The sequence below is a fragment of the Pseudoalteromonas phenolica genome (genome assembly GCF_005886345.1).
Lineage (GTDB): Bacteria > Pseudomonadota > Gammaproteobacteria > Enterobacterales > Alteromonadaceae > Pseudoalteromonas > Pseudoalteromonas phenolica_A.
Window position 1 is genome coordinate 50,466 of sequence record NZ_PNEC01000004.1, and the last position, 12,518, is coordinate 62,983.

A 12,518-nucleotide genomic window follows, 5' to 3' on the forward strand; every position below is an offset into this window, starting at 1 on the left:
TTTAATTTTATAGTGACAAATTTTTTATTAGCGTCATTATGAATACTTCGGGCTTCCCAACAAAACCCTTCTTGTTAATTTCAGCGTCAAGCTAACTATTATTTGCGAACAATCAGTTATGAGTAGTGAACTATCATTCTTACGGGTGAAGGATTTCCCTTTACTGATGTGGATATTACTTTTTGGCTCCTTTATTACTCGGGGGAGTTTCTTTATGGTATGGCCATTTTTGGCGGTCATTCTGTACGATAAATTTGCCTTAAGTGCGACTGAGGTCGGGCTGATCCTATCGACGGCTGCTGTAGTGGCGGTATTTGTCAGCTTTATTGGCAGTACGCTTTCTGACAAGCTGGGTCGACAAACGGTGATGTATGCTACAGGTGTACTTTATATCGTGTCTTTTTCTTTATTGGCTGAGGCTGATATTGTCACTATGTTTGCCATTGTGATCACGCTTTGCTCTATTGCTACAGCGCTCTGGCGACCGCTGGCTTCTGCGCTCATCGGTGACATTATTGATGATAGTAAAACTCGTGAACTGGCGATGCAGAGCATGTATTTCATCGTTAATGTGGGCTGTGCAGTTGGCCCTATTGCCGGTGTTTGGTTGGGCTTAACCGGCCAGCAGTCGAGTTTTTATATCACGACCGTGGCCTTTGCATTTTTACTAGGGCTGCTAGTGTGGGGTTTTTCCTATCATAAAAAGTCACAGAAAAATACAGAGAGTCAAAGTACATGCTCGAAAGAGTTAGAGAATAATGAACCAGAAAAAGAAAGCATCGGCATGAAGCAAACTTTGGCTATTTTAGCCAAAGATCGCTTACTTCAGTGTTTGATATTAGCCAATGTCATCTGTTTGTTTATCTACGGGCAAATGGACAGCTCATTGCTGCAATACCTAACTCGCGAGAATGTTCCGCAATTACTGGAGCTAGTTTCATCACTGATATTTACCAATGCAATGGTGATCATCACCTGCCAGTTTCTGTTATTGCGGATCATGGCTAAAGTTGAACTAGTACATCGTATTCAAATTGGCTTAGTTCTGTTGATGTGCTCACAAGTGTTTATGGCACTCAATGCGCCGAGTTTTTTCTGGGGCTGGATAGGTGCAGTGGTGGTGCTGAGCTTAGCGGAGGCGATTTTATTCCCGACCATGAACGTACATATAGACCGCATTGCACCGGATAATCTAAGGGGAGCTTATTTCGGCGCGTCCGCGTTTTACGATTTTGGCTTTGCCTTTGCGCCCCTTGGTGGCGGTATTATTTTGGATCTATTTGGCGGTTTTTGTTTATTTGTATTATGTTCAGCCATGTGTGTCGTGGTAATGGGCTTGTATTATGTACTAGAAAAATTACCTCGACCAGACTTTACAGAGCCTACGAAAAGGGAGCTGCATTCTTAACGTTTATACGGACAATGTGCATTGGCTCATTGTCCGTTTTCAATAACTTAGCCTGTCTTTTTGGTGACAAAGTAAGTAAATAAACCTGCAGAGATAAACATAAATAAGCTATAAATACTTGGTGCAATAGACATCGTCGTGCTTTCTAAAATGGTACTGGTGATCAGTAATGTGAGGGTGCCGTTTTGCAGTCCAACCTCAAGGGTGATGGTGCGCGACTGAGCATCGTTATGTAATAGCTTTTGACCAATCAAGTAACCTAACGACATAGTGACGATATTGAGTAAAACAGCCGCAGGTCCTGCTAGTATAATAAACTCAATGAGTTGGTCGCCTAATTTAATGCAAATGCTTAAAATCACCAGAGTCAGAACAGCAATAGAAAACCAACTTACGTAATTTTGCACACGATTCGCAAAAGCAGGCCATTTAGCGCGTATTCCCATACCTATTAAAACTGGGAATACAGTCACTGCCAGAAGTTTGAACCAAGTGCTTATTATAGGTAATTGAAAGTTTTGAGCTTGCTCACCATAAAATGCGATTACCCAAGTGGCCAAAAACGGGATAGTAAATGGGGTGATAAAACCAATGACCGCGGTGAGTGAAACGGATAAACCAACATCGCCTTTTGCTAGGTAGCTATATAGGTTTGAGGTTGTGCCACCAGGGCATAAAGATAAAATAAATAAGCCAATGGCTAACTCGCCCGATAAGCCGGTTAAAGTGATAATGGCAATCGCGACCAATGGTAGCAATAACATTTGGCAACCAGCGCCTATTAAAAAACTCTTAGGCTGTTTGAAAACCCGAGTAAAGTCGTCTCGGGTCAAACTCATGCCGACACCAATCATAATTAAGATCAGCGCGACGGGTAAACCTATGCTGGTTAGCATTGTGGGCATAGATACTCCTTGTACCGTTATTGCCGGTTTTATTAATTTAAGCTAGCAGTTAATTGACTGCCTTAAGGCATTAAGAGATTCAATCGCCTGTTCGAAGTCAAAATTATCAATATGTGCTTCAATAGGCGATAACTGCTCTTTTCGTAACATATTGAGTTCGACAATTGACTTTAGGTGACTCTTCGAACTGGCATCATAAGCCTGCAATGTTTCATTTAATGTATTAAAGCGCTCAACCAAAAGCGCTTTATCTAAAGTTACCAGATCAATTTCTGTCCCAGAGCTTTCATTTTGATTACTTTCTTCAAGTGTTATCGCTTTGTTAAGTGCTCTTAAATATACCGTTAATTCATTGACTTGGTCATTATTCACAGCTTGATTGTTTTGCACTGCTTGTTCGATCTCTAACGCGTTTTGCTCAAGAAAGTGAGCACCAAGATTTGCTGCAGAGCCTTTTAATGAATGGGCCAAACGGTGAGCACATTCTGTATCACCTAGCATGAGTGCTTGGTTTAAATTAATGGTTTCTTCAATTTGTTTATTGATGAACTTTTTCAAGATCTTCCAGTATACCTCTTCATTTCCTCCTAAGCGTTCAATACCTTGTTGGTAATCAAGCCCTTCAAATTGAAACCCCACATTACTGGGTTCTTCAGGTGAATCGGTCGGCGTCTCTTCAGTCGTTTCTGAGGGTAAAGGAAGTTCAACAGTACTTAAATGGGCTTGAATGGTGTTTATCATGGTTTGAAAGTTAATGGGCTTGGCAATATGCGCATTCATACCAGCATTAGAGCATTTATCTATATCCTCTTGCATCGCATTGGCAGTCATTGCAATGATGGGAAGTGTTGTAAATTGTTCTAGTTTGCGAATTTCTTTCGTCGCAGTTAGTCCGTCCATCACTGGCATCTGCATATCCATCAACACTAAATCAAAAGCATGTTCTGAGAGTAAATTTAAAGCTATCTGCCCATTATCAGCCACTGTGACTTTTAGGTTCGCCTGTTGCAACATTTCAGAAGCGACTTCTTGATTCGTTTCATTGTCTTCAACTAATAAAATACGCTCTTGATTAAACTGTTTTGTTTCACTGTGCGTTTGAGATGGCTTTTTATAGTTCGGTTGCTGAAGGTTAAAGCACTCTGAAAGCACATTATTTACCTGTGAAGCATCAACTGGTTTTAGCATTAAAGCATCTACAAATTGCAATGATTGTTCAAGGTGTACTTCACTACCATGAGCTGTGACTAAAATGCATTTTGGAGAGAGCTCTAAATATTTGGCTCTTATTTTATGTATTGTTTCAATGCCATCTAATTGAGGCATTTTCCAATCAATGAATAGTATTTCGATTCGCTCTGTTTCTAATATTTCAAGGGCTTCAAAACCGCTGCTAGCTCGGTGAACATTAAATTTCATAGAGCTTAAAATGTTTGCCAAAATATCACGCGCACTGTCATTATCATCTACAACTAAGACCTGTTTTCCTTCTAACATACTCGCAGGGCAGGTTACAGTTGAGGCTTTGTCACCTTGAATCTCACAGAGAATATTAAAGCTAAATTTTGAGCCTTTATTTGGGGTGCTAGAAACAGTGATTTCGCCTTGCATAAGTTCAACTAAGCGCTTAGAAATACTTAAGCCAAGGCCAGTTCCACCATATTTGCGGGTAATTGAACCATCAGCTTGTGAAAAAGCTTGAAACAGCCTTTTTTGCTGCTCAGGCGTCATACCTATGCCGCTGTCTTGCACTGCAAAGTCTAGAGCAATTTTTTGCCCATCTTTCTTAGAACTGACTGTGATTTTTATTTCGCCTTTTTCGGTAAACTTAATTGCATTACCGACAAGATTAATAAGAATCTGCCCTAATCGTAAAGGATCGCCAATCAGGTTAATTGGTGTATTTGGCTCAATATCAATGAGCAATTCGAGGTCTTTTTCTTGGATTTTAATAATGTTAATCGCAACAACATTGTCTAGTACTTCTTGGAGTGAAAACGGTACTTCTTCTAAAGACAATTTGCCGGATTCAATTTTAGAAAAGTCTAAAACATCATTGATGATGCCTAGCAAATTCTTTGCAGCCAGATCTATTTTATTAATGTAGTTATATTGCTGTTTTGTTAGTTCTGTTTTTAAAGCTAAATGGCTCATACCAATAATGGCATTCATAGGCGTACGGATTTCATGGCTCATGTTTGCCAAAAACTCTCCTTTTGCAGAGCTCATTTCATCGGCTTTGATTTTTGCTTCTATTAACTCTTGCTCCATTTGTTTGCGTTCGGTTACGTCAAGTAATAACCCAACGCCGCCATCAGCAATATTATTAACATCGGTAAAACTGGCTTCGTATACGACGAAGCTTCTGGTGTGACCTTGTTCATCGTCAATCATAATTTCAAAGTTATGATTGCTACCGTTAGAGATTAAACGTTGGTGAGATTCTTCAAAAATACAGGCAACATGTGGAGAAAAAATATCAGAGGGCATAGCTGAGAGTACATCTGCGTCAAAAGTCCCAAAGTAGCGATGAAAAGAACTGTTTACGCCTAAAAACTCTCCCTTTTTGTCTTTGTAATACATGGGATTAGGTATTGCATCTAGAATTTTCTTATTAAGCTCTAATTGTTCACTGACACGTTTTTCAGCCTTGGCTTGCAGCTCAATATTTTGTGTCAACTGCAAACTAATAGCCAAATCGTGAATAACAGATTTAACCCATTTATAATCAGAACTATTAATGCTTTCTAAGCACCCAAGTTCTAATAAGCCAATGCTTTGTTGTCCGACTAAGAGAGGGAAGTAATGCATCTCGTCTATGTCAAGGCGTTCACCATTTAAATCAATCGAGTATTGATGTTCACCAAAACGCAGTCTGTATGGTTTTTTTGTTTCTACGACATGAAAATGAATGCAGTCTTTATTGTCATATTTTTTTGGGGCTGAAGCACAGTAGCCTGTACCAGCTACCCTGGTGAGAACGCTATTATTTTCTATGACATAAAGGCCCATTAAGGGGATGGGTAAGCGCTTTTCTAAAAACTGTAGAAGCTCTTCACCCAATGCTTTGGGATCTTTCTTCCCCCTCAAAGCCATACCAAAATCTTTCATGATGGTATTAAAGTTTAGTTGTTCAGAGATGTTCTCTAATAAGAAATTCATAGACTTAGTGAATATAGAAAGCTCACCTCTGACTGATTCATTGAGTTTGAAATTGAGGTTTTTCTCTTTTACATTTTGCACCACTTGCTTTTGAATTGTGGCAACTGGCTTGATGTATAAACTCCAGAGCAAATAGAAAGAAATAATAATATTACTCACAAGTAAGACAATCAGCACCGTATTAGTAAAGTGAACAACTTCGTACTCTTCTTTTAACTTATGCATTTGATTATTAAGGCGACTCTCAACGCTATGATAAGCTTGTTCAATTTCTGTCATGATATTGGCTTTAGCGGCAAAAAACTCATCGCTAAATAATATTTGCCTTGCTAACGCAAAATCGGGGTCACCTTTAATATTCCAATTGCCAAATTCATCTTGCCTCAAACCTTTCATTGCGTTAAAAGCACGATTTTCTAGATTCACTAGGGCATCAGATTTAGCTAAAGCATTACGTAATCTTGCAAGCTCTATTGGTTTGATCCCGGTATTTTCAAGTCGCTCAATAATACTTATGCCTTTGATGGTTTTATCTATTTGAGGGAGGGGCACATTGGGAGCTGATAATTTATCCCAGTAGTCGAGAGTGTATTCAGCAGGAAGGGGCACTTTGCCTTGACGTAATAGCAAAACATAATCAAATAAATCTAACCATCGTTTATTTCTAGTGTTTGCGTAGCTTCGAGCAAATTGAGAGAGCTTATCTGAACTGGTTTTCAACTCATTGGCGAGGTTGTTTAGTTTAAAAAGCTGCTCTTTTAATAAAGTGATCTCGGATAACTTACTTTGGGAGGTGTAGGTTGTTAAGCCCATACCTAGCCCAGAAAGCAGCATTATTGTAAATGTAATGATGAATGTGGTTCTTAAGTTAAGCATTATTCAATAAATTTATTTGCTGTAATTTAAAGGATAGACCTATATTTATTTTTATGTTTAAAAAATAAACAGTGCTTATTTATGGAGAATGCAACAGTTCTTGTAGTTGATGACGTCAGCGAAAATTTATCTTTTATTAGTGAGGTCATTGGTGATGAATACAGGGTGTTGGCTGCTAAAAGTGGTTCTGTAGCACTGGCCATTTTAGAGCGTAATGAAGTAGATATTATTCTATTAGATGTTGTAATGCCTGAAATGGACGGTTATGAGGTAATTACAGAATTAAAAATTAACCCTAAAAGTAAAGATATACCTGTAATTTTTCTTACTGCAAAGTCTTCTGTGGAGGACGAAAAAAAAGGCTTCTCGCTAGGTGCGTCAGATTATATTTCAAAGCCAATCAGCCCTCCAATTTTGATGGCAAGGCTAAAAACGCATCTTCTAAATAAGCGCTCAAAAGACTTCTTAAAGAGTAAAAATTTATACTTAGAAGAAGAAGTTCAAAAGCGCGCTGCGCAAATGTCCGAATTGCAGGATGTGACCATTCAAGCAATGGCGAGTTTAGCTGAAACGAGAGATGAAGAAACTGGCTTTCATATTAAGCGTACGCAATTGTACGTAAAGCGATTAGCTGAGGAGTTAGCAAAGCTTCCTAAATATAAAAAAGTGCTCACAAAAGAGCGGATCAATATTTTTTATAAGTCAGCACCTTTACATGATATTGGCAAAGTTGGCATACCAGATAGCATTTTACTTAAACCAGGTAAGTTGACTGAGAATGAGTTTGAAGTAATGAAAAGTCATGCAGTGCTAGGATATAGCGCCATAAATCAGGCCGAGCAAAAAGCTGGCACAGCGCATGATTTTCTAGAAGTTGCGAAAGAGATTGCTTTATACCACCATGAAAAATGGGATGGCAGCGGCTATCCTAAGGGAATTAGCGGCGAGAAGATCCCTGTAAGTGCTCGGTTAATGGCTATTGCTGATGTTTATGATGCACTTATTTCTAAACGAGTTTATAAACAAGCAATGTCTCATGAGCAAGCTATTGAAATTATCAAAGAGGGCAAAGGCAAGCATTTCGATCCTTTGCTTATTGATTTATTTCTTGAAATTGAAAACGAATTTTTTGCTATTTCTGAAAAGTATCGAGATTAATGATAAGGCTTAGGAGCTAGGTATGCAAAGTAAAGTGCTTGTAATTGATGACGATGATGTAAACCATGACATTGTGAGCTCAATGCTCGGCCAGCACTATGATATCACTCCAGCTTTAGGAGGTAAGCAAGGGCTTGAATTGTTGTCTCAAGGAGAGTACGACGCCATTTTACTGGATGTGGTTATGCCTGAAGTAAATGGTTATGAGGTGTGTGAACAGCTACGAAATCAGCTTAATTGTCGCACGCCAGTGTTGTTTGTTTCTGCCAAAAGTTCTACTGAAGATATCTTACAAGGGTTTCGCGCTGGTGGAGATGATTACATTACCAAACCTTTTGATGCAGATGAGTTAAAGTTTCGTATAGATAGATTAATGAGTCTAAATGATGAAATAGCTTCATTAAAAGAGAGTTGTCAAAATGCAGAAGAAGTGACACTGGCAGCGATTACCAGCTGTAGTGAGTTGGGCGTTGCGCTTGAATTTATAGAAAAAAGCTATCAGTGCAAAACAATGACGGCGTTAGCCAATGAAGTCATTAGTTCATCCAAGCAATTAGGTTTAGAGGTATCAACTCAAATAGGGATATTGAATAGTTTTAAAAATTACAGCAGTTCAGAGTTAGTTAACCCGCTAGAAAATGAATTGTTAACTCGAGCAAGAAGTTCTAAAACAGTAATTAATATAGATAAAAGAAGTTTTTTTAATAGTGAGCGGTGTTCGTTGTTAGTTAAAAATATGCCATGCGATGATTCTGAAAAGTATGGCCGCTTTAATGACATTTTAGCCTTAATAGTAAGAGGGGCTGATGCAAGATTGTCATCTTTAGAAACTAATATCCAAATGATGCAGCAAAGAAACAAAGGGATCAAAGAGCTGAGCGAAATTGCCCAAAAAGACTTGTCTAATATCGAACAAACTCACAAAGCTTATACTCAATCGATTCAAGATTTAATTGAAGACCTATTGTTCGAGATCGAAGCAGCGAGTTTAGGTTTTGGTTTGAGTCAGCAACAAGAAGCTGAACTACTTTCCTTGCTTAGTAAGTCTAGAGAGCGGGTATTGGAAGTTAATGAACATACAGAAGATATGACAGCCGTATTTGGTGATTTTTTCTATAAATTAGACACTTTAGTAGAAGATTAATTATTAAGTGATAAAGTTGGTTGAGAGCTTGTTAGCAATTACCTACAATACGCCCAGTTTTTACACTGTATTTAAGAAAAGATTATGACTGATAAGACAGATTTACCAGCAATTCCAGATCACCTTTCAATTAATCCTCGTAGCAAGTTCTACAATGAAGAGATTTTACAGCACGATATCGGTGTGCGTTTTAAAGGTAAAGAGCGTAACGACGTTGAAGAGTATTGCATCAGCGAAGGCTGGATCAAAACAGCTGCACCTAAGGCGCTAGACCGTTTCGGTCAGCCAATGCTGATCAAATCAAAAGGTGAAGTAGAAGTATTCTTCCGCTAATCACTTTGAGGAGTAAGCGCCTGCTTACTCCTTTGATTTATAAAGCTACTTTATAAATGGCTTTGCTAAAATAAGCCAAATTCCCTCTCAACTTGAAACTTCAATTTTATTTAGACTGCTTCATTAAAAAGTCAGCCACTGCTTGATAGGCAGGCAACGATGTTGGATCAATCACACCATTCGCAGCAATAGGGTGTGATTCTAAGCGAACAATGACCATCTCGGCTGTTGAATCTATATAAATTGTTTGTCCGTGCACACCACGTGCAGCGAATGCGCCATTCTTATTGTGAAAATGCCACTGTAACTCCCCCAAAATTTGCTGCCAAGTCATTCGCTTATTACTGTTACTTGGCTTAAATGTCAGTTCATCAATGCCTTGTAATAAGGCGTATTTTAGCGGCGAGTAGGCGTAAGGGTTACGTGCTATGCTGGCGCTTGGCAGCAATTCACGCATATGACAAACCGACCAGCGTAGTTTTGGAAAACTGAAAAAATTAGAGTCAGGTAAAGTGACGCGTTTATCAATAGGAGGTGGAAAGCCAACCATCAATTGCAATGCATTGGCATCAGATTGAGCGTCAATTAATAAATGTTTAGATGGCTTAGATGCGTGCGTAATGGTTGATATGGGTGATAAAATAATGATGCGGCAGTGAGATATAATTTCATGACAAAACCCTTTCAGAACACCTCTAAACATTATTTAGTTTAGTCAATCTTAACAATATTTAGATAACTAAGTTTAATAAAAAAGTAGTCAGCAAAGCATATCCTATGTCTATACTGACTTTTTGGTAATTAGTAATATTGGTGTGAGTCGCAGTGACATTGTGGGTCGGCATTCAACTCTGAAATACCCAGTGTTTGATGTGTTGAAGTTTGCTCATCCCATACCGTTACTTGTTGCTTTTGAGCATCAATGGCAACCACTTCTACTGGATGATTGTTATATTCTACCCATTCACCGCGCTTTAATTCATTTGCTTGCATAACTAACCTACCTTAACTATTTCTCATAATTGATTACGAATTAAACAGTCGTAGAGTTTACTTTTTCTAAAAAATTAAATGTACAATCAAAAAATTGTAAATAAAAATGGTTTGCGTTAGCATTTGGTTTGTTCGTTTGTCTATTGGTACATAAATATGAAAAAAGAAAGGCCAATGAATCTGGCCATAAATACGATTGCTTTACCTGCTACAGCGTATGCATCTATTTTACATAGAGTAAGCGGGGTGATTGTCTGGGTTGCGATGATAGTAGCTATTGTTATTAGTTACTTCGCATTAAAGTCTGAAACTAACTTTAATGAAGTAAGCTCAGTGTTAGAGAGTTATTTTATTGCAAAATTTGTGGTTTGGGGGTTTTTGACAGCACTAGGCTATTACTGTGCGGGAACTGTAAAGCATATTATTCAAGATTTTGGATACTGCGAAGAACTAAAAAGCGGCAAGGTGATTTCATTGGTAGCAATCGCAGTTGGGATTTTGCTTAGCTTATTGGCTATATGGTGGATCTGGTTATGATGAATATACTTAAGTCAGGTTCAAACCAGTGGGTTTTTCAACGTTTAAGCAATGCTTGCATTGTTGCGTATAGCGCATGTTTAATTTGCTTATTGTGTACTGTAGATTTGAGTAGCTTCTCCGCAGTTTCTAACTTGTTTCATAGTACATGGTTTAAAGTGATTACCTCTTTGTGTGTTATATTTTTTGCTTTTAACAGTGTACTAGCAGGTTGGCAAATTGCAGGAGATTATGTAAAACAAAAAACGCTCAATAAACTGTTTAATATGATATGTATGACTGCAAGTGCAGTCTCAGTTGTCATTATTCTCGCAACACTCTGGGGTTAATTAGACCGTATTGTTTACTTAACCTGAGCTCCGTTATTTAGCTCAATACTGCTCTTCTTCTAGTGGGAAGAGCAGATCTAAAGCTGGCAATATTGTACTAGCAAATAATAACGACACAGAGCATGCCCAAAAGTAGTTCAATTCAGTATGTGTTTTTACAATCCAAGATACACTCATGCATAACCAAAATATATTAAATAACATTACATTTAACTTAGGTTTGAGTGGTTTGGCGCAATAAATACAGTTTAAAGGTTCTCGGTTTAATAATGGAAGCCTTTGCGATATACCCAATGATTTATTACAACAAGGGCACTTCCTTGAGAGTAGTTCTCTAAACATATCATTACACATCAATTGCAAATAGTTATCATTCAATAATATTGATTTCTTGTTTAAAGTGAAAGCTAAAAATCAATTTTTTATTGATTGCGCATGCCTTTTTCTGGTTCACTTTTAAAATTATTCATAAATATATTTTTGAGAAACTTAATACTTTCAATGAGCAATAGTGATATGGCAACTGTAGAAGTACAAATAATGAACAATTTAAATGTCAATGGCATAGTTAATTCTGCCACAGCCACTTGTAGCCAAACAACCAGAGGTAAATGCACTAAGTAAAGCCCATAAGAGGTGTCTGCGAGTTTTTGTGTGAATGCATTGGGTTTGTTTGCAATCTTCTTGAATAAACCAATAAACAGCATACATGAGGTCCACATCATGACAGCATAACTGATTACAAAGGCGACTTTTATTTGTAGATAGTACTCGTGCATATATTGCATTTGATAACGAGAGAGCATAACTGCAGCGATACAGCTGCATAACCAAACACCTAGTTTAAAAGCGCTCAGCTTCGTAAAATCTGCAAGTGTTTTATGGTGATTGAATAATACCCAGCCAAAGATGAAGAAACCGCTATATAAACATAGCACTGGCCATTGTGGTGTCAGGCTTTTATCTGGGGTATCGACCCCCCAGTGCTGCATATTCCAAAGGCAACAAGCAGCCAGAGGAATGACAAGCAAGTACAAACCTTTGCTGGTAAGTGTATGCACAAGAATAAAGCGTATTCTGCCAGCTAAATTGGGCGAAAATTGCGAAAGTTTGGTATGGAGAAAGTAGAGTAATAACGTCAGTATAGTGGCCAGTGTGAGGTAATATAAAAACCACAAATGTGTGCCGACAAATAAACTCATCGATAGGCCATTAAAGTCGCTAAAACTTGTCACCAAAGCCATGATTATATTCGCGTCACCTTGCATACTTTCAGCACCCATTATCCAGCCTGACACCAGCAGTGGCCTAAGCAATATCCAGCCTAGTAAAAACGGCAGCACAATTCGTGTAAATCGTGATGTTAAAAACCCTTTTATGCCGACTTTTTGAAGTGTCATACAAGAGAAAAAGCCGGCAATTAAAAAGAAAACCTCTAGACGAAACGCGTGACTAATAAACACAAACACCGACACCCAGTCACTGGTTGAAATATCCATCACCGCCCAGCCGATGAAGATAGGTAAAAACGAAAGGCTAGCATGATAGACAATGCCCAGTAATAAAGCGTACGCACGAACTGCGTCTAAATAGTGCAATCGGGTTGTGGTCGTCATTGTTATATCTCTCAAATTGAGGGGAGAGGCCTGCATTTAGGCCTTATGAAACACGGA

General features: G+C 38.4%; 11 protein-coding genes. 6 read left to right on the forward strand and 5 right to left on the reverse strand.

The features are described from left to right. The first annotated feature begins 118 nt into the window (after positions 1–118). Positions 119–1,408 carry an MDR family MFS transporter gene (locus tag CWB72_RS02345; RefSeq protein WP_138628968.1) on the forward strand — a complete coding sequence of 430 codons (1,290 nt, stop codon included), beginning with the start codon at positions 119–121 and terminating at the stop codon, positions 1,406–1,408. A gap of 47 nt (positions 1,409–1,455) precedes the next feature. Here CWB72_RS02345 and CWB72_RS02350 read toward each other — a convergent pair whose 3' ends face one another. Further along, entirely contained in the window at positions 1,456–2,313 is an 858-nt protein-coding gene (locus CWB72_RS02350; protein ID WP_138628970.1) for a bile acid:sodium symporter family protein, read from the reverse strand. Positions 2,314–2,355: 42 nt separating this feature from the next. Then, positions 2,356–6,288 carry a response regulator gene (locus CWB72_RS02355; protein ID WP_252371475.1) on the reverse strand — a complete coding sequence of 1,311 codons (3,933 nt, stop codon included), beginning with the start codon at positions 6,286–6,288 and terminating at the stop codon, positions 2,356–2,358. Positions 6,289–6,432: 144 nt separating this feature from the next. Here CWB72_RS02355 and CWB72_RS02360 point away from each other — a divergent pair, with 144 nt between their 5' ends. The 3 genes from CWB72_RS02360 to CWB72_RS02370 all read left to right on the forward strand — a co-directional run bounded on the left by CWB72_RS02360 (position 6,433) and on the right by CWB72_RS02370 (position 8,986). Beyond that, positions 6,433–7,509, forward strand: coding sequence for an HD-GYP domain-containing protein (locus CWB72_RS02360; protein WP_138628974.1), 1,077 nt, complete (start codon positions 6,433–6,435; stop codon positions 7,507–7,509). Positions 7,510–7,531: 22 nt separating this feature from the next. Further along, positions 7,532–8,653: a response regulator transcription factor gene (locus tag CWB72_RS02365; RefSeq protein WP_138628976.1), complete on the forward strand. Its 1,122-nt coding sequence runs from the start codon at positions 7,532–7,534 to the stop codon at positions 8,651–8,653. A gap of 84 nt (positions 8,654–8,737) precedes the next feature. Next, on the forward strand, positions 8,738–8,986 hold the full coding sequence (locus CWB72_RS02370; protein WP_058028947.1) for a DUF3297 family protein: 249 nt from the start codon (positions 8,738–8,740) through the stop codon (positions 8,984–8,986). Between the two features lie 106 nt (positions 8,987–9,092). Here CWB72_RS02370 and CWB72_RS02375 read toward each other — a convergent pair whose 3' ends face one another. Together CWB72_RS02375 and CWB72_RS02380 are read right to left on the reverse strand one after the other, a co-directional pair. Then, positions 9,093–9,689: a hypothetical protein gene (locus CWB72_RS02375; protein ID WP_212747867.1), complete on the reverse strand. Its 597-nt coding sequence runs from the start codon at positions 9,687–9,689 to the stop codon at positions 9,093–9,095. 98 nt (positions 9,690–9,787) lie between these two features. Next, positions 9,788–9,979 carry a hypothetical protein gene (locus CWB72_RS02380; RefSeq protein ID WP_138628978.1) on the reverse strand — a complete coding sequence of 64 codons (192 nt, stop codon included), beginning with the start codon at positions 9,977–9,979 and terminating at the stop codon, positions 9,788–9,790. Positions 9,980–10,135: 156 nt separating this feature from the next. On the opposite strand from CWB72_RS02380, the gene sdhC reads away from it, so the two are divergent. Next, positions 10,136–10,516, forward strand: a complete 381-nt coding sequence (gene sdhC / locus CWB72_RS02385) for a succinate dehydrogenase, cytochrome b556 subunit (protein ID WP_138628980.1) — start codon at positions 10,136–10,138, stop codon at positions 10,514–10,516. Then, positions 10,516–10,845, forward strand: coding sequence for a succinate dehydrogenase, hydrophobic membrane anchor protein (gene sdhD / locus CWB72_RS21080; RefSeq protein ID WP_354384652.1), 330 nt, complete (start codon positions 10,516–10,518; stop codon positions 10,843–10,845). Before sdhC ends, sdhD begins: the two co-directional genes overlap by 1 nt. A gap of 422 nt (positions 10,846–11,267) precedes the next feature. On the opposite strand, the gene CWB72_RS02395 is transcribed toward sdhD, so the two are convergent. Then, positions 11,268–12,461 (reverse strand): acyltransferase family protein, encoded by a 1,194-nt coding sequence (locus CWB72_RS02395; protein WP_171037205.1) that lies wholly within the window; start codon positions 12,459–12,461, stop codon positions 11,268–11,270. Positions 12,462–12,518 lie beyond the last annotated feature (57 nt).